The organism is Nocardioides solisilvae, assembly GCF_003194625.1.
GTDB classification, from domain to species: Bacteria; Actinomycetota; Actinomycetes; order Propionibacteriales; family Nocardioidaceae; genus Nocardioides; species Nocardioides solisilvae.
In genome coordinates, this window is record NZ_QHKX01000002.1 from 683,664 (window position 1) to 705,127 (window position 21,464).

The following is a 21,464-nucleotide window of genomic DNA, read 5'->3' on the forward strand; positions in this document are numbered from 1 at the left end:
CATCCAACCACTCGCCGCCGCGGCCACGGTCCCGCCAGGTCAGCCCCGGACCGGCTCCACGCGCACCTCCAGCCCCTCCGCGTCGGCGTAGGAGACCGAGGTGGCCAGGGTCTCCCCCGCCACCAGCGCCTCGTGGGTGCGCACCGCGTCGAGCACCTCGCCCGGGCCGGAGACGGTCAGGGCGATCCGGTCGGTGACCTCGAGACCCGCGTCGCGGCGGGCCTGCTGCACGGCGCGGACGACGTCGCGGGCCCGGCCCTCGGCCTCCAGCTCGGGCGTGACCCGCGTGTCGAGGACGACGAAGCCGCCGCGCGCCAGCACCTGGGTCGCGCTCTCCCCGTCGTCGGCGGCCGCCACGGTCTCGAGCGTGTACTCGCCCTCCACCAGCGCCAGCCCCCCGGCGGTCACGGTGCCGTCCTCGGCCACCGACCAGTCGCCGGACTTGGCGCCCCGGATGGCGACCTGGACGTCCTTGCCGAGGCGGGGACCCGCGGCTCGGGCGTTGACCGCCAGCCGCTGCTCCACGCCGTACGACGCCGCCTCGGGGTCGTCGGCGTCCAGCAGGCGCACCGCCTTGAGGTTGAGCTCGTCGGCGACGATCGACTCGAAGCCGGCCAGGGCCGCGGCCCCGGGCACGACCACGGTGAGTCCGGCCAGCGGCAGCCGGTTGCGCAGGCGCGCGGCCTTGCGCAGGGCGGAGCCGGCGGAGCAGACGTCGCGGACGGTGTCCATCGCCGCGACCAGGTCGTCGTCGGCGGGCAGCTCGTCGACCCGCGGCCAGTCGGCGAGGTGCACCGACCGGCCCCCGGTGAGCCCGCGCCACACCTCCTCGGTGGTGAGCGGGAGCAGCGGGGCGGTGACCCGGCAGAGCACCTCGAGCACCGTGTGCAGGGTGTCGAAGGCGGCCTCGCCCGTCTCGTCGAGCTCGCCGCCGACGGCCCAGAACCGCTCGCGGGAGCGCCGGATGTACCAGTTGCTCAGCACGTCGAGGAAGCCGCGGGTGGTCTCGCAGGCGTCCGCGATCGCGTAGGCGTCGAGCTGCTCGGTCATCGCCGCGACGTACTGCCGGGTCTTGGCGAGCAGGTAGCGGTCGAGCGGGTCGGTCGAGGCGGTCGAGCGGGCGGCGTCGTACCCGCCCGGGCGGGCGGCGTTGGCGTAGAGCTGGAAGAAGTACCAGCTGTTCCACAGCGGGATCATCACCTGGCGCACGCCGTCGCGGATCCCCTGCTCGGTGACCACGAGGTTGCCGCCCCGCAGGATCGGGCTGGCCATGAGGAACCAGCGCATCGCGTCGGCCCCGTCGCGGTCGAAGACCTCGCTCACGTCGGGGTAGTTGCGCAGCGACTTGCTCATCTTGTTGCCGTCGGAGCCCAGCACGATGCCGTGGCTGATGCAGGACGAGAAGGCCGGCTTGTCGAAGAGCGCGGTCGCCAGGACGTGCAGCGTGTAGAACCAGCCGCGGGTCTGGCCGATGTACTCCACGATGAAGTCGCCGGGGAAGTGGCCCTTCTTCTCCGCGGTGCCGTCGAACCACTCGGCGTTCTCGAACGGGTAGTGGTTCTGGGCGAACGACATCGAGCCCGAGTCGAACCACACGTCGAGCACGTCGGTGACGCGGCGCATCATCGACTGCCCCTCCTCCGGCGACCGCGGGTCGTCGGGGTTGGGCCGCACGAGGTCGTCGACGTAGGGCCGGTGCAGGTTGGGCTCGCCGTCGGCGCCGCGCGGCAGCCGGCCGAAGTCACGCTCGATCTCCTCGAGGGAGCCGTAGACGTCGATCCGCGGGTAGGCCTCGTCGTCGCTCTTCCAGACCGGCACCGGGCTGCCCCAGAAGCGGTTGCGGGTGATCGACCAGTCGCGGGCGTTCTCCAGCCACTTGCCGAACTGGCCGTCCTTGATGTGCTCGGGCACCCAGCGGATCTGCTGGTTGAGCTCGACCATCCGGTCCTTGAACGCCGTCACCTCGACGAACCACGAGGAGACGCCCTTGTAGATGAGCGGCTGCCGGCAGCGCCAGCAGTGCGGGTAGGAGTGGTCGTAGGTCTCGCGGCGCAGCAGCACCGTGCCGGGCGTGACCGAGCCGGTCTCGAGAGGGGCTCCGCCCTCCTCGACCGACGAGAGGGCGCGGGTGGCGGCCTTGAGGTGGTCGATGACGTGCGGGTTGGCGTCGAAGACCTGCATCCCGGCGTAGTCGGCGACCGGGTGGGTGAAGCGGCCGTCCCTGCCGACCGGCATCACCGCCTCGATCCCCTCGCGGTCGGTGACGACCTTGTCGTCCTCGCCGAAGGCGCCGGCGGTGTGCACCAGCCCGGTGCCGTCGGTGGTGGTGACGAACTCGGCGCCGACGAGCCGGAACGCGTTCTCGTGGCCGAGGTAGTAGGAGAACGGCGGGGTGTAGCTGCGCCCCACCAGGTCGGCGCCGCGGTGCCGCGAGAGCACGACCGGCTCGTCGGCGTCGGGGAAGAGCTCCCGCTGGTACGCCGCCAGCCGGGGCTCGGCGAGCAGGTAGCGGGCGGTGCGGTCGGTCCCGGGGACGGGCCCCTCCACCACGACGTAGTCGATCTCCTCGCCCACCATCACGGCGAGGTTGGAGGGCAGCGTCCACGGCGTCGTCGTCCAGATGAGGGCCAGGACGTCGGCGAGCGGGTCCTCGCCGCCGAGCGCCGGGTCGGGCTCGATCCGGTAGCCGACGGTGACGGCGGGGTCCTGCCGGACCTGGTAGACGTCGTCGTCCATCCGCAGCTCGTGGTTGGACAGCGGCGTCTCGTCGTTCCAGCAGTAGGGCAGCACCCGGAAGCCCTCGTAGACCAGCCCCTTGTCGTGGAGCTGCTTGAACGCCCAGATCACCGACTCCATGTATTCGGGGTTGAGCGTCTTGTAGTCGTCGTCGAAGTCGACCCAGCGCGCCTGCCGGGTGACGTACTCGCGCCACTCGTCGGTGTAGCGCAGCACCGAGGTCCGGGCGGCGTCGTTGAACTTCTCCACGCCCATGTCGTGGATCTCGTCGGTGGTCTTGAGGCCCAGCTGGCGCATCGCCTCGAGCTCGGCGGGCAGCCCGTGGGTGTCCCAGCCGAACCGGCGCTCGACGCGCTTGCCGCGCATCGTCTGGTAGCGCGGCACGATGTCCTTGACGTAGCCGGTGAGCAGGTGGCCGTAGTGCGGCAGGCCGTTGGCGAAGGGCGGACCGTCGTAGAAGACGAACTCGTTGCTCCCGTCGGGGCCGGCGTCGCGCTGCTCGACGCTCGCGCGGAAGGTGTCGTCCGCGGCCCAGTGGGCGAGGACCGCCTCCTCGATCGCCGGAAAGGAAGGGCTGCTGGGCACCCCGGTGGCGGCTTCGCTGGTGGTGAGGTGGGAGACCTTCGGGTAGGTCATCGGCGCTGCTCCTGCGGTCGTCGTGCGCGGCTGCTCTTCCTTGCCGCGAGGACGACCCCTGCCGGCTGGGCAGCGGGAGCCGCGGTACCACCTCGCTTGTCCCGGAGGTGCTCGCAGGTCGAGCCTGACGAGACCTCGGGACCGCTTCGTCGAGGGCTGTGCCGGGCCCACCCGTCCGGGTCTAGTGGGGCGCTCCCCGGTGTGGGAGGCCTGTTCTTCCGGAGGCTCGCCGCTGATGACGGCTCGAACGCCTGGGACGATCCTAGACGCCGGACACACCTCCCGTCACACGGGTTCTGCGAGGCCGCGGTGGGGGCATCTGGTGGAATGTCCCCCATGACCCAGCGCAAGGCACCCGACATGTGGGTGGACCCTGAGCACGACCCCCGCGTCGCCGACGTCCCCGCCGTGGGCGAGAAGGCGATCCTGCTGGAGTACCTGGACCGCTACCGGACCACCATCGACCTCAAGTGCGACGGCCTGGACGCCGAGCAGCTCGCGAGCCGCTCCGTGCCGCCGTCCACGCTGTCGCTGCTGGGCCTGGTCCGCCACCTGGCGCGGGTCGAGCACCACTGGAACCGTCGGGTGCTCGAGGGCGACTGGGCGTTGCCGCGGCTCTACGACACCGACGAGGTGCCCGACAACGACTTCGACGGCGCGGTCGCCGACGACGACCTGGTGATCGAGGCCTGGGAGGCCTGGTTCCGCGAGCTCACCCACTCCCGCAAGCTCTTCGTCGAGCTCGACCTCGACTCCCACGTGCTGGTGCACGGGGTGCCGATCGAGGTCCGCGACGTGGTCGTCCACCTGCTCGAGGAGTACGCGCGCCACGCCGGCCACGCCGACCTCCTCCGCGAGGCGATCGACGGCCGCAAGGGCCAGTAGGCTCCGCCGGCCCTAGCGCCCGACCCGCTTCGCCGTGAAGCCCACGCTGGCGGTGCAGGGCCCCTCGGTGCCGTAGTGGAACCGGCCGAGGGTCGCCTTCGAGCCCTTCACCAGCATCCGGAGGGAGGCGCTCCAGGTGTTCCCGGCCGCCCGGCCCGAGGTGGAGGCGTCCACGATGCCGTGGCGCGGGACCTTCACCTCCTTCGGGAAGTCGTAGGTGTTCTGCGTGTACTGCGGGACGGACCCGTAGCCCCCGCACTGGGTCTGCATCGTGCCGGTCCACCCGATGACCCGGCCGTTGCGGATCCGGAAGTGGACCCGGCCGTCGGAGCTGCGGTAGCGCCCCGCCCTCGGTCGCGGCGGCGGTGCGACGGACCTGACCTTGATCCTGCGGGTGGCATCCACGCCCGTCCCCCTGGCGGTCAGGGTCAACGGCCCGACCTTCTTGCCGCCCTTGCCGCCCTTGAGCCTCACCATCAGTCGGACCGCCGTCTCGGCCCCCTGCTCCACTCCCTCGACGGCGACCTTGCCGACCTGCACACCCCTCCCCGACCCGCTGACCTCGAACGGGAGCGTCCCGATCGGGCCCGTGTTGCGCAGCCCCACGTCGATCGTGGTCCACGCCCCACGGACCAGTCGCAGCTGCCGCTGCTTCTTGCCTAGCAGCTCCACGTCGCCGAGCTCGACGACGGGCGACTCGTAGGTGTTGACGAGCTCGCCGACCAGCGCGTCGTACACGGTCTGCCCGTCCAGGGAGCCCAGGATCACGTAGAGGCAGTCCCACGGCCGGTCCGGGGTGCCGTTCCAGTAGTCGGGGGTGTAGCCGGTGAAGCGGTAGCTGCTGCCGTCACGACCCGACGTGACGTCGCGCTGGTAGTGCTCGCTGGGGGTGCAGGTGCCGCCGACCAGGTGGCCGAACGCCACCGTGAGCCGGGCGTCGTCGTCGTGGTCGGTCCCGGGGACGCCGGCCAGCTGCACGTCGACCTCGGGGAAGTACTTCGGCTCACCCGTCTGCATCCCGTACACCTCGGTGCGCACGGTGGCCCCGGCCAGCTGCCGGCCGACCGGCGTGCCTGCCAGCGGCAGCCCCGGCCCGTGGGAGGTCAGCGTCGCGGTCTGCAGCCGCAGCACCTCGCCGTCGCCGCCTGGAGCCGTCCCGGGCGCGGGGCCGGCGGCGGCTGCGACCACGCCGCCCCCGAGGAGTGCGGCGGGCGCGGTGAGCACGAGGGCGAGCCAGGACACCCCCCACCGGGCCGCCCGAGCGCGCGCGTGACTGGCATCTCCCCCGTGGTTCATGCCCACAGCATGACCGGAACCGCGGTCGTCGGCAAGGACGGAGGCGGCAGGCCGACCGATCAGCGCGCCGGGCGCGTCTCCGGCTCGACGTGCCGCAGCCAGGCCAGACCGACGAACGGCAGCACCAGCGGGACGAAGCCGTAGCCCTGCCCGAAGTGCGACCAGACGGTCGCGTCGGCGAAGAGGTCGGGGTCGAGGTACGTCCACAGCCCCACCCCCAGCACGCCGACCAGCTCGAAGAGGCAGGCGCCCAGCGCGACCCGGAACGCCGGCCGCCCGGCACGCCGGAAGGCCAGGGTCGCGACGAGGTAGACCACCGCGGCGACCGCGGAGAGCAGGTAGGCGACCGGCGCCTCGTCGAGCTTGGTGACGACCTGCGCGAACGACCGGGCGCCCGCGGCGACGGCGAAGACGGCGTACGCCGCGATCAGCACCTGGCCGACCGCGCGCCGGCGTGCCGGGACGGGCCGCCCCGAACCCGCGCTCACCACGTGAGCTGGAGGCGGACGACGAGGACCACCATCGCCGCGGCCGTCACCGCGACGACCCCGAGGTGGGGCAGGTCGGGCTCGGCGGACTCGGCGGGCTCCGCGCCGTCGCCGCTCTCCTCGCCGCTCTCCTCGCCGCGCTCCAGCCCCTCGTCCTCGTCGAGCAGCGGACGCCGGTTCAGCAGGATCACCGGGAGGCCCACGGCGGCCACCGCGTAGCCGATGTGGGTGACCGGCGACTCGACCTCGTGCCCGCGCAGCAGGGTCACCACGTCGAGCAGCACCACGACCGCGGTGGCGCCGTGCGCGGCGACCATGAAGCGGCGCACGACGGGGTCGAGGCCGGGCAGGCGGAGGGCGACGAGGGCGAGCACGGTGACGAGGCCGAGGAACCCGGCGACGGCGTACGACAAGGCGGGAGACACGTGCCTGAGGGTATCGAGCGCCCCCGTAGAGTTCGGAGCGTGACCTCGACCGTGACTGCTTCCGCCGCCTGGGGCTACGGCCTCGTCTCCCGCGACTCCGCCGACACCGTCCTCGACGTCTGGTTCCCGCGCCCGGCGCTGGGCCGTCACGACGAGGCAGGTGACGGCGCACCGGTGCCCGAGGAGCTCGCCGGCCTCGAGGGCCACGACGAGCTGCGTCAGGTCACCCGCGCCGTCGAGCTGGTGGAGGTCGCCGACCTCGCGGCCGCCCCCGCCACCGCGCAGGACGCCTGGCTGCGCCTGCACCTGCTCTCCGCCCGCCTGGTCACCCCGCGCAGCATCTCGATGGACGGCGTCTTCGGCCTGCTCGCCAACGTCGTGTGGACCTCCGCGGGCCCGTGCCGCGTCGAGGGCTTCGAGACGGTCCGCGCGCGGCTGCGCGCCGCGGGCCAGCACGTCACCGTCTTCGGCGTCGACAAGTTCCCCCGGATGGTCGACTACGTCGTGCCGTCCGGCGTCCGGATCGCCGACGCCGACCGGGTCCGGCTGGGCGCCCATCTCGCCAGCGGCACCACCGTGATGCACGAGGGCTTCGTCAACTTCAACGCCGGCACCCTGGGCGCCTCGATGGTGGAGGGCCGGATCTCCGCCGGGGTCGTGGTCGGGGACGGCTCCGACGTCGGCGGCGGCGCCTCGATCATGGGCACCCTCTCCGGCGGCGGCACCGAGGTGGTCTCGGTCGGCGAGCGGTGCCTGCTCGGCGCCAACGCCGGCATCGGGATCTCGCTGGGCGACGACTGCGTGGTCGAGGCCGGCTGCTACGTCACCGCCGGCACCAAGGTGACCGTGCTGGAGGGCGACGGCTCCCGGGTGGTCAAGGCCGCGGAGCTCTCCGGCGCGAGCAACGTGCTCTTCCGCCGCAACTCGGTGACCGGCGCGGTCGAGGCCGCGCCGTGGAAGGGCCAGGGCATTGCGCTCAACGACGCCCTCCACGCCAACGACTGACGGCGTGCCGGCACCGCCGCCGGCGCCGCGCCGGTCGAGCGGCTGGCACTGGGTCGTCGCGCTGGTCGTGGCCGGCGCGCTCTTCTGGGGCATCTGCGTGGTCTTCGACCGCGGCATCGGCCCCCTGCTCTCCCGCGACGAGTGCGTCGCCGAGATCGACGGCAGGCGCGTCACGCTCTCCCACGAGCAGGCCGAGAACGCGGCGCTGATCGCGGCGGTGGCGGTCCGCCGCGGGATGCCCGCGCGCGCCGCGACGATCGCGCTGGCCACGGCCTACCAGGAGTCCAAGATCGTCAACATCGAGTACGGCGACCGCGACTCCCTCGGCCTCTTCCAGCAGCGCCCCTCGCAGGGCTGGGGGACGGCCGAGGAGGTCCTCGACCCCGTCTTCGCCACCAACGCCTTCTACGACGCCCTCGAGAAGATCGGGGACTACCGGTCGATGGAGGTCACCGTCGCGGCCCAGGAGGTGCAGCGGTCGGCCTACCCCGACGCCTACGCCGACCACGAGGAGGACGCGCGGATCCTCGCCTCGGCGCTCACCGGCAACTCCCCGGAGGCGTGGAGCTGCACGGTCGACGACGGCGTCGGCGCGGCCTCGGCCGACCTCGTCGCCACGGGGCTGACCAAGCGGGCCGACCGGGTGCGGCTCGCGGTCGAGGGAGCCTTCGGCCCCCAGTCGCTGGGCGGGTTCGCCCCCGGCGGGGTGCGGGACGGCCACATGGCCGGCTCCACCCACTACGACGGCCGCGCGGTCGACGTCTTCTTCCGGCCCGTGGGCGACGACAACCGGCGTCGCGGCTGGGCCGTCGCCCACTACCTGGTCGCGCACGCCGCCCGGCTCAAGATCCAGACCGTCATCTTCGACGACCGGATCTGGCAGGCGCGGCGCTCCGACGACGGGTGGCGCGACTACCGGGTGCCGCGCTCGTCGCGCGGCGACCTCGCGATCCTCGAGCACCGCGACCACGTGCACGTCGACGTCTTCGCCTGAGCGGCTCGGCGGCTCGGCGGCTCGACGGACCCGGCGCCCGCCGGGTCGGGTCGGTCGGTCGGGACGGGACGGGCTCAGTGCAGGCGGTCGGCCGCCGCGGCGACCCGCTCGTCGGTGGCGGTGAAGGCCACCCGCACGTGCCGCGAGCCGGCCGCACCGTAGAACGAGCCGGGGGCCACGAGGATGCCGCGCTCGGCGAACCAGGAGACGGTCTCCCAGCAGTCCTCGTCGCGGGTGGCCCAGAGGTAGAGGCTCGCCTCGCTGTGGTCGATCCGGAAGCCCGCGCCCTCCAGGGCGCCGCGCAGGGCCGCCCGCCGGACGGCGTACCGGGCGTGCTGCTCGGCGACGTGGTCGTCGTCGGCGAGGACGGCGGCCATCACCCGCTGCTGGGGCTCGGGCATCTGCAGGCCGAGGTTCTTGCGGACGGCGAGGAGCTCGGCCACCACGCCCGCGTCGCCGGCCACGAACGCGCAGCGGTAGCCCGCCAGGTTGGAGCGCTTGGAGAGCGAGTGGACGGTGAGGATCCCCTCGGTGCTGCCGCCGCAGACGTCGGGGTGCAGGACGCTGACCGGCGGGCTGTCGGGCTCCCAGCCGCACTCGAGGTAGCACTCGTCGGAGACGAGCAAGGTGCCCCGGTCGCGGCACCAGTCGACGACCTTCTTGAGGTGCTCGACGGGCAGCACCCGGCCGGTCGGGTTGGAGGGGCTGTTGAGCCAGAGCAGCCGCGGGGTGCGCGGACCGATCGCCGTGAGGCTGTCGGTCGCCACCAGCTCGGCGCCCACGAGCGCCGCCCCGACCTCGTACGTCGGGTAGGCCAGCGCGGGCTGCACGACCAGGTCGCCCGGGCCGATGCCGAGGTGGAGCGCCAGCGAGCCGATCAGCTCCTTGGAGCCGACCGCCGGGAGGACGCCGTCCACGTCGAGGCCGGTCACGCCGAACCGCCTGCCCAGCCAGTCGACCACGGCCTGCCGGGTCTCCACCCGCCCGACCGTGACCGGGTAGCCGGGCGCGTCGGCGGCGGCCGCCAGCGCCCGCTGCGCCACCTCGGGGGTGGGGTCGACGGGGGTGCCGACTGAGAGGTCGACGATCCCGTCGGGGTGCGCCCGGGCGGTTGCCGCGTGCTGGGTCAGGTGGTCCCAGGGGAAGTCGGGGAGCCGGGCCGAGACCGTGGACTCCACCGGCGTCAGTGGTCCTGGTTCTGCGGCTCCAGCGCCGCGATCATCGGGTGGTCCTTCTCGATGACGCCCATCTTCGCCGCGCCGCCGGGCGAGCCCAGGTCGTCGAAGAAGTTGACGTTGGCGTCGTAGTAGTCCTTCCACTCCTCCGGGGTGTCGTCCTCGTAGAAGATGGCCTCGACCGGGCAGACCGGCTCGCAGGCGCCGCAGTCGACGCACTCGTCGGGGTGGATGTAGAGCATCCGCTTGCCCTCGTAGATGCAGTCGACTGGGCACTCGTCGACGCACGCGCGGTCCTTGACGTCGACACACGGCTGGGCGATGACGTAGGTCACCGGGTCCTCCTGGGATCTGAGGGCGGATGGGGCTGAGGGCCAGCCTAGTATCCCTGCGTGCCTCCGACCGCCGAACCCCACCCCTTGGGCCACCAGCCGGGTTCCCACACCCTCGGCCCGCACGTGGTGGGCCTGCGCGTCGTGGTGCGCCGGCTGCTGCGGGGCGAGACCGGCCCCACGGGCGGACCCGCCTTCACCGACGTGCTGGGCACCTGCCGGCGCTGGGCGGACGGCCTCTGCGTGCTGGAGCGCGAGGACGGCACCGTGGTCGAGGTCAGGGTCGCCGACATCGTCTCCGGCAAGCCCGTGCCGCCGCGCCCCTCGGTGCGGCACCGGGTCGGCGTCGGGGAGGCCGAGCGGCACACGGCCTCGCTGTGGCCCGGCCTGGAGGTCGAGCCGCTCGGCGAGTGGGTGCTGCGCAGCGACCCCTCCCCCGTCGGCCGGCTGGTGAAGCGGGCCAACTCGTGCCTCGCGGTGGGCGACCCCGGCCTGCCGCCAGACGCGGCGGCGGCCGCGGTGCGCGCCTTCTACGCCGCGCGCGACCGGCCGGCGCTGGTCCACGTCGAGCCCGGCTCGGCCCCGCACGCCGCGCTGCTCGACCAGGGCTGGCGCGAGGTCCCGGGCGGGGCGGCGTACCTGCTGCTCGCCTCGACCGCGCGGGCGCTGCGCCGGGCGCGCGAGGTCGCGGCGGCCGACGAGGTCGACCTGACCGGGACCGGGACCGGGACCGGGGTGACCGTGTCGGTCCGGTCCGCGGCCGGGGCGGAGGCGGCCCGCGGCGCCGCCGCCCTCGACGGCGACTGGCTCGGCGTGCACCGGCTCCACGTCGACCCCTCCGAGCGCCGGCGCGGGCTCGCCACCGCCGTGCTGGCGGCCCTCCTGGAGTGGGGCGCCGAGCAGGGCGCGACCACCGCCTGGCTGCACGTGGAGACGCAGAACGCCGCCGCCCTGGCGCTCTACGAGCGGCTCGGCTTCGCGGTGCACCACGAGATGACGTACCTGACGGCATGAGGGGACGCCCCCGGGGTACGCCTCCGGCATGGGTGAGTCGCTGATCTTCGGCACGATCGCGTCCAGCGCGCTGGTCCTGGGCGCGCTCGCTGGCGGCTGGCTGAGGCTGCCCAAGGCCCTGCTGGCGGCGATGCTGGCCTTTGCCTCGGGCGCGCTGATCACGGCGCTGGCCTTCGAGCTCTTCGAGGACTCCTACGAGCAGGGCGGCCTGTGGCGCTCCGCGCTCGGGCTCCTCGTCGGCGCGGTCGTCTTCACCCTGCTCAGCCAGTGGCTGGACCGCCGCGCCGCCGCCGGAACCGCCGACGACGCGGACGCCGACCCCGGCAGCGCCAAGCTCGACACCGACGCGCCCGCGTCGGACTCCGCCACCTCCGCGGCCTCCCACAGCGGTGCCGCGGGCCTGGCGCTGCTGGCGGCCGTCACCCTCGACGGCGTCCCCGAGAACGTCGCCCTCGGGGTCTCCCTGGGCGAGGGCAGCGGTGGCCTCGCCCTGCTCGCGGCGATCTTCGTCTCCAACTTCCCCGAGGCGCTCGTCGGCAGCGCGTCCATGCGCGAGCAGGGCCGCTCCCAGGCCTTCGTGGTCGGGACCTGGGCGCTCTGCGCCGTGCTCCTGGCCGCCGCGGTGGTGGTCGGCGCGGGACCGCTGTCGAGCGCCGACCCGGAGACCCTCTCGCTGCCGCTCGCCTTCGCCGCCGGCGCGGTCCTGGCCTCCCTGGCCGACACGCTCATGCCCGAGGCCTACGAGAAGGGCGGACCCACGGTCGCGCTGGCCACCGCCGCCGGCTTCGTGCTCTCGTTCTTCCTCGCCACGCTCTGAGCGGCCCGTGCCGGCCCGCCCGGCTCACCCGCCCGGCTCACTCCTCGAGGAAGCCCGTCCCCCGCAGGGCCTGCCAGATCTCGTCGCGGTGCTCCTCGAGGTAGGACGCGGTGACGTGGTCGGCGTTGCGCCAGACCACCTGCCCGCCGACGACCGGCCGGCACGTGGGGTGGTCAGGGCAGACGACGGGGTTGAGGTCGACCGTGGCCGCCGCCGCGCTCGACCCCGCGGCCACCCGGTAGTAGCTGTCCGAGAGCGGGCGGTCCTGGGGCGGGACGACGACGCACTCCCCCTGCGTGCCGGCCCGGGCCAGGCAGTCGAGGGGGTCGGGGCCGTCGGGGCCCCAGCCGCCGGTGCCGATGATCCCCTTGACCATCACGGCCTTGGCGCCGGCCCGCTCGACCAGCCGGACGGTCCGGTCGACGGCGGTGGCGAAGGCGCCGGGGAGCTCCACCTCACGGCCCCGGTAGTCGACCAGGGCCTCGCCCACGCCGTCCCCCCGCGGGGCGTTGACCAGCACCACGACGTCGGCGTCGAGCTGCGGCAGGGTGCGCTGGTAGAAGCCGTCGCGCGATTCCAGGCACCGGTCCCGGTTGGCACCGCGGGCCTTGTCGCTGAGCAAGCCGTGCGGCCACGGGCAGGCGGGGACGACGTTGGCCGAGAGCCGGAAGCCCCGCTCCCGGGCGAGCGTCGTGAAGGCGGGGGTGAGCATCCGGGCGTGGCTGTCCCCGACCAGCACCACGTGCGGGCCGTCCCCGTCGACGACGAGGCACGCCCCGGGGTCGTCGGGCTCGCAGCGGGTCACCGCCGGCCCCCGGTCCTTGCCGATCCTCCTGAAGTCGAGGCCCCTCGGCACCGGGCGGCGCAGCTGCTCGGCGAGCCGGTCGCCGCTCTCGGCGCGCTCGGAGACCACGGTCGTGGCCGCCGGCCGGGCCGTGGCCGCCAGCGCCGGCGTCCGGGCGCTCTCCAGCACGGGCGGCACGACGACCACGGCGGCGGCCACGGAGACGGCCAGGCCGGTGCCGACGACCGGCCAGTGCACGCGGTCGAGGGGCCTCCCCGTCCGGATCGGGGTCTCCAGGAAGTAGTGGGAGAACTGGGCGAGCCCGATGGTGAGGGGCACGGTGAGGGCGGCCACCACCAGCCCGGGGGCGTCGAGCAGGCGCTCGAGGACGACGATCACGGGCCAGTGCCACAGGTACATCCCGTAGGAGATCCTGCCCAGGAACGCCATCGCCGGCAGCGCCAGGAAGCGGGCCACCGGGGCCGCCGGCGCCGTGTAGGCCCCGGCGACCAGCGCCAGCGAGACCACGGTCGCGAGCAGGTTGCGGTTGCTCACGCTCATGCCGACCAGCTCGGTGCCGAGGACGACGAACCCGAGCGCGCCGGCGGTCGCGAGCGCGGACCCGAGCCGGGGCCACGCGACCCGGCCGTCGGCGTCGCGGGAGAGGGCGTACTCGCGCAGCGCCACGGCGAGCGCCACCCCGGCCAGCAGCTGGAAGAGCCGGGTGTCCGTGCCGAAGTAGGCGCGCATCGGGTCGACCCGGGCGTGCAGCACCTGGGCGGTCACGGAGGCCGCCATGAGCGCCCCGACCACCCCGAGCAGCACCCGGGGCCTGCTGCGGCCCCAGCGGTGCCACGCGATCACCAGCAGGGGGAAGAAGATGTAGTACTGCTCCTCCACCGACAGCGACCAGAAGTGCATGAACGGCGACTCGCGGATGTCGCCCGCGAAGTAGTCGGCGCCGTCGGCGATGAACTGCCAGTTGGCGAGGTAGAGCAGCGCCGACTGCGCCTGCCGCACCAGCTCGAACCGCTCCGGCTGGGAGGCGAGGAGCAGGAAGACGAGGCTGGTCCCGACGACGGTCGCGACCGCCGCCGGCAGCAGCCGCCGCACCCGGCGCGCGTAGTAGGCACCGAGGGCCAGTCGGCCCTTGGCGTCGACCTCGCGGAGCACCACGTTGGTGACGACGAAGCCCGACAGCACGAAGAACATGTCGAGCACGACGAAGCTCGACGAGAACCCCGTGACCTGGGCGTGGAAGAAGATGATGACGAGCGCCCCGGAGGCGCGCATCCCGTCCAGCTCGGGTCGGTAGGACCAGCGGGGCGGTCCCGGGTGGGCGGAACGTCGGTGAGTCGTCGGCAGGCTCATCGCCCCCCGACCCTACGAGGCCGGTGGTCAGCCCTGCCCGGCGGGCGGCTTGCAGATCACCGTGTCCGACGGCGTGTAGGTGGTCGTGAAGGTCTCGGTCTTCACGACCTTCGCGCTCCCCGGGCGGCGGAAGATCCGCTTCACGTCGACGTCGAAGCCGCCGTACCCCGCGTTGGGGTAGCAGTCGGGGGTGGAGAGGGTGCGCGTCTCCGGCTGGGTGAAGGCGTAGCGGGGGCTGGTCGTGGAGTCGATGTCCCAGACCTTGGTCGACCACATCGAGACCGTGACCGCGCCCTGGCCGCCGGGGCTGCTCGGCGAGACCTTGGCGTCGATGAGCACCCCGTGGTCGGTGTCGTTGCGGAAGCGGAGGTCGATCGCGCCCCAGGCCACGGTCGCCTCGCGACCGACCGGGTAGCGGTCGATGTAGAAGGAGTGCGGCTTGTGCTCGACGTCCTCGAGGCCGGCGAAGAACATCGCGTTGAAGACGGTGGTGGCCATCTGGGAGACGCCGCCGCCGAGGTCCTCCTTGAAGATCCCGTTGGCGATGATGAACCCCTCGGTGAAGCCGTTCGCCCGGGTCCGCTCCCCGACCGTGTCGTTGAGCGAGAAGGTCTCACCCGGCTTGAGCACGGTCCCGTCGATCAGCTCGGCGGCCCGGCCCAGGTTGGTGTTGCGGTAGTCCGCGTGCGGGAAGTAGGTGGTGAAGGAGGAGACCTTCTCCTTGATGTTCAGCGCCTCGGCGTCGGCGGTCCGGAAGTCGGCGCGCGCCACCGTCGCGGTGACCGCGAGGTTGCGCTGGCCCGACGGGGCCGCCACCAGGTCGAGGAACGCGGCGTCGATCTCGGCCTGGTCGAAGCTCGCGCCCGGCTTGTCGGGGACCACCTGCGGCCGGCCGTCGACCAGCGCGACGGTGGCGTCGACCGGCCCGCCGTCGCCGGCGAGCGCGTCGTCGACGACCTCGGCGAGCCGCTCGGTGTCCAGGGTCGGCTCGAGCGCCCCGTCGACCGGCTGCAGGGAGAGGGCCCGGGTGTACTGCGCCGGCGCCAGGGTGACGACCTGGTCGTCGAGCGTGAGCGTGACCGGCTCCGCGACCGCCGGGTTGGCGAAGGAGGTGAGGGCCTCCTGCACGTCGGCCTCGTCGATCTCGGGCTCCAGGTCGACCACGTCCAGCTCGGCGCGCGGCTCCTCGGAGAGGTACGCCGCGACGAGGGCGTCGCGGGCCTGCTCGCGCTCGATCCCCTCGCCGATCCGCGGCGAGCGGGTCCGCACCTCCCCGTCGACGAGCCGCACCGCGCCCTCGCGGGGCGGCGTCCCGAGCTCGTCCTGGACGGAGTCGAGCAGCGTCGTCATCGCCGTCTCGTCGACCTGGACGACCGCGTCGAGGTCGTCGCCCCCGGTGTAGTAGTCCCAGAGCCGGGCGGGCGACCACGAGTCGGTGCCGCCGGCCTCGGCGACCGAGGCCTCGTGGTCGACCGAGAGGCCGGCCTCGGCCGGGGTGACGCTGCGCTCCTGCCCGTCGACGACCACGGTCAGCGGGGCCCGCTCGCGCTCGGCCAGCCCGCGCTCGAGCGCACGGGCGGCGTCGGCCTGCGAGCGGCCGCCGATCTCCACGCCCTCGACCGTGGTGCCGCGGGGCACCTTGTCGCCGGCGACCTGGTGCGCGGCGGCGTACCCCGCCCCGGCCAGCAGCACCAGCCCGAGGAGCAGGAGGACGACGACGCGGCCGCCGGCCTTCTCCGCGGTCGGGTCGGCCTCGGCGACGTCGGGGGGCGTGGCGTTGGACTGGGGCACCCGGCGAGTCTAGGAGGCTCCGCCCAGTTCGCCACGATTCCGGCCGCGGCGTGGCAGCGTGCCGATCCCCCACACCGCAGCCAGCAGGCCGCTGGCCAGCACGCCGTACCCCTGGGCCGTCCCGGCCACCAGGAAGTCGCCCTCTGGCCGCGGCGCCAAAGCCCATCCGAGGACGGCCACCCAGCCCGCCGCGAACGCCAGCCGCGCCCACCACCCGGGCGGGAGGGCGACCAGCGCCGCGACCAGCAGGGCCCACGTGAGCGCCAGACCCCACCAGCGCCCGTGCACCAGGACGCCCCCCAGGGCGGCGAGGGCACCGAGCAGCAGGAGGAGGACCGCGGCGGCCGCGCGACGCACCGTCACGGGCGGGTCACTGGCCCGAGGGGAGGCCGGCGAAGAGGTCGTCCTCCAGGCCGTCGGGGCCCAGCGGCCCGGGCGTGCCCTTGGCGAGCCGGTAGTGCTCGACGCCGAAGGCCGCCGCCCCGACGTTGTTGGAGAGCGCGAAGAAGGGCCCGTCGGTGGTGATCTGCGTGGCGTGCGCGCGCAGGGCGTCCATCTTGGCGCCGACGAAGTCGCTGGCGTCGACGGCCGCGGAGAGGTCCTCGTCGGGGCGGGCGAAGGGCATCGGGCCGTCGGGGTCGATCCCCTCGAAGGTGGTCGTGTCGCCCGCCGCGCGCAACGCCCGCAGCCCCTCGCGCATCCGCGACTCCGACATCGCGCTCCAGTAGACCTTGGCGACGTCGTGGGCCGGGCCGAGGTCGCGGCGGTACGACGGCACCGCAGCCAGCGCGACGGCGTAGGTGGCGACGCGGTGGGCCTGGACGTGGTCGGGGTGGCCGTAGCCGCCGAACTGGTCGTAGGTCACCAGCACCTGGGGGCGCACCTCGCGGACGACGGCCACCAGGTGGTCGGCGGCCTCGGTGAGGTCGGCGCGCCAGAAGGCGTTCTCGTGCACCTCGTCGGCGGCCACCGCGTGGCCGTCGGCGTGCCACTTCATGCCCGAGTCGCGGTAGGTGCCGAAGCCGCCGAGGAACCTGTGGTCGGTCACCCCGAGGGCCTTCATCGCGGCCGCCAGCTCGCCGCGGCGGTGCTCGCCGAGCCCGTCCTCGCGGTCGGCCGCGAGGTGCTCGAGCTCGGGGACCAGGATCTCGCCCTGCTCGCCCGCGGTGCAGGTGACCAGGGTGACGCCGCGTCCCTGCGCGACGTACTTCGCCATGGTCGCGCCGTTGCCGATGGACTCGTCGTCGGGGTGGGCGTGGACGAGCAGGATGCGCTGGTCGGGCTGGGGGCTCATGGTCGACCAGCCTAGTCAGCGGCCGGGCGCCGGCCCTCCGCGCGGTCGTCCAGGAGGTCTGGGCGCTTCACCCGGCGGGGCCCGTCCGGCAGCGGCGGCGCGGCCGGGGGCGCGACGGCGCCGCCCCCGTCGCCGGCCTCCTCGTCGAGCCAGCCGTCGTGCTCCTCGACCAGCATCTCGAGCACGGGGACGGGGGCGTCGCTGAGCAGGGCCCACGGGTGGTCCTCGTCGTCGTCCTCCCCCGCGAGGCGCTCCCGCTCCAGCGTCGCCGACCAGCCGTCGCGCTCGAGCCGCGCGAGGACGGCGCGCGCGTCGTCCTCGTCGTAGAAGATCGCCCGCGCCACCGTGGCCTCCCGGTCCCGTGCCTGAGCCTGCGCGTCCGCGCTACGCCTGCGTCGGGTCGTCGCCGACCTGGACGAGGGTCTTGCCGAAGTTGCGGCCCGAGAGCATGCCGCGGAAGGCCTCGGGGGCGTTCTCGAGGCCGCGGGCCACGTGCTCGCGGTAGCGGACCGAGCCGTCGGCCACCCAGGCGGCCATCTCGCGCTGGAAGTCGGCCTCGTGCTCGGCGACGAACTCGTCCTGGATGAAGCCGCGCACGGTGAGGCTGAGGGTGAGCACCTTGTTCATGAAGCCGGGGAGCCGGTCCGGGCCCTCGGGGGCGGAGGTGGCGTTGTAGTTGGCCACGAGCCCGCAGACCGGGATCCGGGCGAACTTGTTGAGCCGGCGCGCGACGGCCTCGAAGACCGGCCCGCCGACGTTCTCGAAGTAGACGTCGATCCCGTCGGGGGTGGCGGCGGCGAGGTCCTCGCGGAAGGTGGGCGAGCGGTGGTCGACGGCGGCGTCGAAGCCGAGCTCCTCGGTGAGGGCGCGACACTTCTCCTCCCCGCCAGCGATGCCGACGGCCCGGGCGCCCTTGACCTTCGCGACCTGACCGACCGCCGAGCCGACAGGGCCGGTGGCGGCCGCGACGACGACGGTCTCGCCCGGCTGCGGACGGCCGATCTGCAGCAGGCCGGCGTACGCCGTGAAGCCGGGCATGCCGAGCACGCCGACGGCCGTGGAGATCGGGGCCGCGGCGGGGTCGATCGAGCGCATGTGGCGGGCGTCGACGACCGCGTGGGTCTGCCAGCCGGTGTAGGCGAGGACCAGGTCGCCCGGCGCGCGGCGCTCGGAGCGCGACTCGACGACCTCGCAGACGGTCGCGCCCTGCATCACGTCGCCGACCTGCCAGGGGGCGGCGTAGGACTTGGCGTCGCTCATCCGACCGCGCATGTAGGGGTCGAGGGAGAGGTAGACGGTGCGCAGCAGCACCTGGCCCTCGGCGAGCTCGGGCAGGTCGGTCTCGACGAGCTCGAAGACCGAGTCGTCGGGCTCGCCCACCGGACGGGCGGCCATCCGCACCTGGGTGCTGCGGGCGGGACGGCTGGACGTGGCGTTGTCAGGAGTCTGGGTCACGGCCCCGAGACTACGGTGGCGGGCATGGACCGACCAGCAGGCGACCGGGCGGTGGGTGGGGTCCACCTGCGCCGCAGCGAGGAGCACGTGGCGGAGGTCGAGGCCCTCGCCGGGGTGCTCGGCGGCCGGGCCGGCCTGCCCGAGCTGCTGGGCGCCCTGAAGTACCGGGCCCGGCCGTCGCCGGTGGGACGGCTGCTGGGGCGCGCCGTCGACCGCGCCATCGCCTTCGACTCCTACGACCAGCGCGACCCGGTCTGGTGGCCGCAGGGGATCACCACCTCCGCCGACGCCGACCCCTCCGGGCTCGTCGAGGGCCGCCGGCTCGCGGTGGTCACCTGGTACGCGAAGGAGAAGGACGGGGTGCGCCGCGGCTCGCGGGTCACCTTCCTCGACCTCGACACGCTCCGCTACCGGCACGTGCTGCTGGTCGACGCCCGTTTCGACGACCGCGGCGAGCTGACGCTGTCGGGGGTGCGGGTCCACGCCGGCGGGATCGCCTGGGCGGGGCCGTGGCTGCACGTCGCCGCGACCGGTCGCGGCTTCCTCACCTTCCGGGTCGACGACCTGCTCCGGGTGCCGGGCGACGACGAGCGGCCCGACGAGATCGGCCTCTTCGGCGACCGGGTCGCCTCGTTCGGCCACCACCACGTGCTGCCCGTCCGCTACGCCCACCAGGCGCACGCCGACGAGGGGCACGAGCGGCTGCGGTACTCGTTCCTCTCGCTCGACCGCTCCCCGCTGCCCGACGCTCCCCCCGACCTGCTCGCCGGGGAGTACGGGCGGGGCCGACAGACCACCCGCCTGGCCCGGCTGGAGCTCGACCCCGACACCTGGCTGCCGGCCACCGACGAGGAGGGGCTGTCGCGTCCGGCGCTGCACGACGGGGGCGTCCTGGGGATGCAGGGCGCGGTGCGGGCCCGCGGCCGGCACCACGTGAGCGTCTCCCACGGCCCCTGGGTGCCCGGGTCGGTCTTCACCGGCTCGCCCGGGGCGCTGCAGCGCCACCGGTGGGCGCTGCCGATGGGGCCCGAGGACCTGTCGTTCTGGCCGTCCGACCGGCCGGGCGAGGACCGCCTGTGGTCGGTGACCGAGCACCCGCGACGCCGCTGGGTCGTCTCGGCGCGACGCTCCTGGTTCGACCGGCGCCGTTCCTGACCCGGCGCCGTTCGTGACCCAGCGCCGTTCGTGGATCAGCGCCGGCGCGGGACCATCGCGAGCTGGCGGGACTGGGCGACGAGCCGGCCGCTGGAGTCCCAGACCTCGCAGTCCTCCTCGAAGAGGCCGCCGGCCACGTTCGTGGTCCAGGCGCGGACCTTCAGCCAGCCCGGCGCGGGCCGCGCCCGCACGTGGGCGGTGAGCTCGAGGGTGGGCGCCCAGCCGGTGTAGCCGAGGTCGAAGACGACCGGGGGCAGCGAGTCGACCATCGTGAGGAGCACCAGCGGGTCGGGGTCGCGGCCGTCCTTGAGGCGCAGCCACGCGCGGATCTCCCCCGAGCCGCTGGGCTGGCCCAGCGCCCAGCCCACGGAGGCGGGGTCGAAGAGCATGTCGAAGCGGCCCATCAGCGGCGGCGAGGCCGCGGGGTTGAGGTCGGCGGAGAAGCACTCCTCGGGCGGGGGGATCTCGAACGGCTCGACGCTCGTGCGGACCTCGCCGTCGAGGCGCTCCAGGTCGCCGTACGTCGCCAGCACCGCGATCTTGTCGGCCCCGTCCTGGACGAGGGTCGCCTCGGCGGTGCCGACGGTCCCGCCCTCGCGCACCACCCGGGTGCGGACCTCGGCGGGCCCGGCGCTGGAGGGCCCCAGGTAGTGGGCGCTCACCACCAGCGGGTCGGGCTTGGTCGGCAGCTCGCGGCGGATCGCCTCGGCCATCGTGGCCAGCAGGATCCCCCCGTTGATGCCGCCCCCGATGTGCCACCCGTGGTCCAGGACGGCGTCGTACACCCCGCCCTCGCGGGGGGTGAGGGCGAGGGCTGCGTCGAACTCACTGGTCATGCGCGGATGCTATGCGCCGTGCCCGACGGGGCAGACGGGCCGGGTGCCCGCACCACCCAGCCTGGTGAGCCAGCTCCTCACCGTCGGACCCCACGCCGGCGCACCGGGTGGCGCTCCGGGCCTCGCTCTCGGTGCTGGTCCCGCTGCTCCTGCTGTGGGCGCTCGACCGGCAGGACCTCTCGATCTACGCCGCCTTCGGGGCCTTCACCTCCCTCTACGGCCGCACCCGGACCGGGCTCTCCCGGCTGCAGATGCAGGCGAGCCTGGCCGTGCTGCTCACCGGGGCGGTGGTCGGCGGCGTGGCCGTGGGTCTCTCGGCGCACCGCGACTGGCTGGTCGTGCCGACCGGGGCGCTGGTCGCGGGGATCGGCTCGCTCGTCTCCGACGCCCAGGACTGGCACCCGCCGGGCCCGCTCTTCCTCGTCTTCGCCTTCGCGGCCTGCGCGTCGTTCCCCTCGCGTCCGGCCGACCTCCCCGTCGCGGCGGGGGTCGCCGCGGGGTCGCCGGGACCCTCGCGACGGCGGCGGGCATCGGGCACCCCTACTGGGCGATGGTCTCCGCGATCGTGCCGCTGGCGCCCCGGGAGCTCGGCGTCCAGCTGGTCCGCGGCCTGCAGCGGATCGTCGGGACCCTGGTCGGCCTCGCCCTGGCCGCCGCGCTCCTGGCCCTCGACCTCACGGGGCTCGCGCTGATCCTCGTGGTGGTGCTGCTGCAGGCCGGCGCCGAGCTGTGGGTCGGACGCAACTACGCCGTCGCGCTGGTGGCGGTCACCCCCCTCGCCCTGCCGATGGTGCACCTCGTCGCGCCCGTCCCCGCCGGCGACCTGCTCCTTGACCGGGGCGTGGAGACGGTGGTCGGGGCGGTCGTGGGGATCGCCCTGGCGTGGGCGACCCGCTCCCGCGGCCCCGGGCACCCCCGGGACGACACGGGTGGGCCGCGTCTGGGTCCTGCGGACGCCGCGCGCTAGGCTGTGCC

General features: G+C 74.2%; 20 protein-coding genes. 7 read left to right on the plus strand and 13 right to left on the minus strand.

Annotated features, from left to right (window positions below; all coding sequences use genetic code 11):
- Positions 1-39 precede the first annotated feature (39 nt).
- A complete protein-coding gene (gene ileS, locus DNK53_RS09290) occupies positions 40-3,372 on the minus strand; it encodes an isoleucine--tRNA ligase (protein WP_110181987.1) in 3,333 nt (1,110 codons plus the stop codon).
- A 336-nt stretch (positions 3,373-3,708) separates the two neighbouring features.
- On the opposite strand from ileS, the gene DNK53_RS09295 reads away from it, so the two are divergent.
- Positions 3,709-4,257 (plus strand): DinB family protein, encoded by a 549-nt coding sequence (locus DNK53_RS09295; protein WP_204163833.1) that lies wholly within the window; start codon positions 3,709-3,711, stop codon positions 4,255-4,257.
- Positions 4,258-4,269: 12 nt separating this feature from the next.
- On the opposite strand, the gene DNK53_RS09300 is transcribed toward DNK53_RS09295, so the two are convergent.
- The 3 genes from DNK53_RS09300 to DNK53_RS09310 all read right to left on the minus strand — a co-directional run bounded on the left by DNK53_RS09300 (position 4,270) and on the right by DNK53_RS09310 (position 6,466).
- Positions 4,270-5,499 (minus strand): hypothetical protein, encoded by a 1,230-nt coding sequence (locus DNK53_RS09300; RefSeq protein ID WP_110181988.1) that lies wholly within the window; start codon positions 5,497-5,499, stop codon positions 4,270-4,272.
- A gap of 113 nt (positions 5,500-5,612) precedes the next feature.
- A complete protein-coding gene (locus DNK53_RS09305) occupies positions 5,613-6,041 on the minus strand; it encodes a hypothetical protein (RefSeq protein ID WP_110181989.1) in 429 nt (142 codons plus the stop codon).
- Positions 6,038-6,466 (minus strand): hypothetical protein, encoded by a 429-nt coding sequence (locus tag DNK53_RS09310; protein WP_162599855.1) that lies wholly within the window; start codon positions 6,464-6,466, stop codon positions 6,038-6,040. The genes DNK53_RS09305 and DNK53_RS09310 overlap by 4 nt, the downstream gene beginning before the upstream one ends.
- Before the next feature lie 39 nt (positions 6,467-6,505).
- On the opposite strand from DNK53_RS09310, the gene dapD reads away from it, so the two are divergent.
- Entirely contained in the window at positions 6,506-7,471 is a 966-nt protein-coding gene (dapD, locus tag DNK53_RS09315; RefSeq protein ID WP_239456446.1) for a 2,3,4,5-tetrahydropyridine-2,6-dicarboxylate N-succinyltransferase, read from the plus strand.
- A gap of 4 nt (positions 7,472-7,475) precedes the next feature.
- Positions 7,476-8,465: a VldE C-terminal domain-containing protein gene (locus tag DNK53_RS09320; RefSeq protein ID WP_239456447.1), complete on the plus strand. Its 990-nt coding sequence runs from the start codon at positions 7,476-7,478 to the stop codon at positions 8,463-8,465.
- A gap of 74 nt (positions 8,466-8,539) precedes the next feature.
- On the opposite strand, the gene dapC is transcribed toward DNK53_RS09320, so the two are convergent.
- Both dapC and fdxA read right to left on the minus strand, forming a co-directional pair.
- Positions 8,540-9,643 carry a succinyldiaminopimelate transaminase gene (gene dapC, locus DNK53_RS09325; protein WP_204163834.1) on the minus strand — a complete coding sequence of 368 codons (1,104 nt, stop codon included), beginning with the start codon at positions 9,641-9,643 and terminating at the stop codon, positions 8,540-8,542.
- 5 nt (positions 9,644-9,648) lie between these two features.
- Positions 9,649-9,975 carry a ferredoxin gene (fdxA, locus tag DNK53_RS09330; protein WP_110181992.1) on the minus strand — a complete coding sequence of 109 codons (327 nt, stop codon included), beginning with the start codon at positions 9,973-9,975 and terminating at the stop codon, positions 9,649-9,651.
- A gap of 57 nt (positions 9,976-10,032) precedes the next feature.
- On the opposite strand from fdxA, the gene DNK53_RS09335 reads away from it, so the two are divergent.
- Together DNK53_RS09335 and DNK53_RS09340 are read left to right on the plus strand one after the other, a co-directional pair.
- The gene (locus tag DNK53_RS09335; RefSeq protein WP_110181993.1) at positions 10,033-10,986 is read left to right on the plus strand and encodes a GNAT family N-acetyltransferase; all 954 of its coding nucleotides are present in this window, start codon (positions 10,033-10,035) and stop codon (positions 10,984-10,986) included.
- 28 nt (positions 10,987-11,014) lie between these two features.
- A complete protein-coding gene (locus DNK53_RS09340; RefSeq protein ID WP_110181994.1) occupies positions 11,015-11,803 on the plus strand; it encodes a ZIP family metal transporter in 789 nt (262 codons plus the stop codon).
- Between the two features lie 37 nt (positions 11,804-11,840).
- Here DNK53_RS09340 and DNK53_RS09345 read toward each other — a convergent pair whose 3' ends face one another.
- Genes DNK53_RS09345 through DNK53_RS09370 form a run of 6 tightly spaced genes read right to left on the minus strand, consistent with a single transcriptional unit; the run spans position 11,841 to position 18,498 of the window.
- Positions 11,841-13,958: an acyltransferase family protein gene (locus DNK53_RS09345; RefSeq protein ID WP_110181995.1), complete on the minus strand. Its 2,118-nt coding sequence runs from the start codon at positions 13,956-13,958 to the stop codon at positions 11,841-11,843.
- A 27-nt stretch (positions 13,959-13,985) separates the two neighbouring features.
- The gene (locus DNK53_RS09350) at positions 13,986-15,749 is read right to left on the minus strand and encodes a VanW family protein (protein ID WP_110181996.1); all 1,764 of its coding nucleotides are present in this window, start codon (positions 15,747-15,749) and stop codon (positions 13,986-13,988) included.
- Positions 15,750-15,758: 9 nt separating this feature from the next.
- Positions 15,759-16,112, minus strand: coding sequence for a hypothetical protein (locus tag DNK53_RS17480; RefSeq protein ID WP_162599856.1), 354 nt, complete (start codon positions 16,110-16,112; stop codon positions 15,759-15,761).
- 7 nt (positions 16,113-16,119) lie between these two features.
- On the minus strand, positions 16,120-17,043 hold the full coding sequence (gene mshB / locus DNK53_RS09360) for an N-acetyl-1-D-myo-inositol-2-amino-2-deoxy-alpha-D-glucopyranoside deacetylase (protein ID WP_110181998.1): 924 nt from the start codon (positions 17,041-17,043) through the stop codon (positions 16,120-16,122).
- An 11-nt stretch (positions 17,044-17,054) separates the two neighbouring features.
- Complete coding sequence (locus DNK53_RS17485) at positions 17,055-17,387, minus strand: hypothetical protein (protein ID WP_162599857.1); 333 nt, start codon at positions 17,385-17,387, stop codon at positions 17,055-17,057.
- A 40-nt stretch (positions 17,388-17,427) separates the two neighbouring features.
- Entirely contained in the window at positions 17,428-18,498 is a 1,071-nt protein-coding gene (locus tag DNK53_RS09370) for an NADP-dependent oxidoreductase (RefSeq protein WP_239456448.1), read from the minus strand.
- A gap of 24 nt (positions 18,499-18,522) precedes the next feature.
- On the opposite strand from DNK53_RS09370, the gene DNK53_RS09375 reads away from it, so the two are divergent.
- Positions 18,523-19,653 (plus strand): hypothetical protein, encoded by a 1,131-nt coding sequence (locus tag DNK53_RS09375; RefSeq protein WP_110182001.1) that lies wholly within the window; start codon positions 18,523-18,525, stop codon positions 19,651-19,653.
- 35 nt (positions 19,654-19,688) lie between these two features.
- Here DNK53_RS09375 and DNK53_RS09380 read toward each other — a convergent pair whose 3' ends face one another.
- Complete coding sequence (locus tag DNK53_RS09380) at positions 19,689-20,489, minus strand: thioesterase family protein (protein ID WP_110182002.1); 801 nt, start codon at positions 20,487-20,489, stop codon at positions 19,689-19,691.
- On the opposite strand from DNK53_RS09380, the gene DNK53_RS18345 reads away from it, so the two are divergent.
- Positions 20,488-21,456, plus strand: coding sequence for an FUSC family protein (locus tag DNK53_RS18345; protein ID WP_275425740.1), 969 nt, complete (start codon positions 20,488-20,490; stop codon positions 21,454-21,456). The genes DNK53_RS09380 and DNK53_RS18345 overlap by 2 nt on opposite strands.
- The last annotated feature ends 8 nt before the right edge of the window (positions 21,457-21,464 follow it).

What these genes read in the sequence shown, in the direction of transcription:
- DNK53_RS18345 (WP_275425740.1), top strand. Translation starts at nt 20,488, where the DNA reads ATGCGCGGATGCTATGCGCCGTGCCCGACGGGGCAGACGGGCCGGGTG.
- ileS (WP_110181987.1), bottom strand. Translation starts at nt 3,372, where the DNA reads ATGACCTACCCGAAGGTCTCCCACCTCACCACCAGCGAAGCCGCCACC.
- DNK53_RS09295 (WP_204163833.1), top strand. Translation starts at nt 3,709, where the DNA reads ATGACCCAGCGCAAGGCACCCGACATGTGGGTGGACCCTGAGCACGAC.
- DNK53_RS09380 (WP_110182002.1), bottom strand. Translation starts at nt 20,489, where the DNA reads ATGACCAGTGAGTTCGACGCAGCCCTCGCCCTCACCCCCCGCGAGGGC.
- DNK53_RS09375 (WP_110182001.1), top strand. Translation starts at nt 18,523, where the DNA reads ATGGACCGACCAGCAGGCGACCGGGCGGTGGGTGGGGTCCACCTGCGC.
- DNK53_RS09340 (WP_110181994.1), top strand. Translation starts at nt 11,015, where the DNA reads ATGGGTGAGTCGCTGATCTTCGGCACGATCGCGTCCAGCGCGCTGGTC.
- mshB (WP_110181998.1), bottom strand. Translation starts at nt 17,043, where the DNA reads ATGAGCCCCCAGCCCGACCAGCGCATCCTGCTCGTCCACGCCCACCCC.
- DNK53_RS09345 (WP_110181995.1), bottom strand. Translation starts at nt 13,958, where the DNA reads ATGAGCCTGCCGACGACTCACCGACGTTCCGCCCACCCGGGACCGCCC.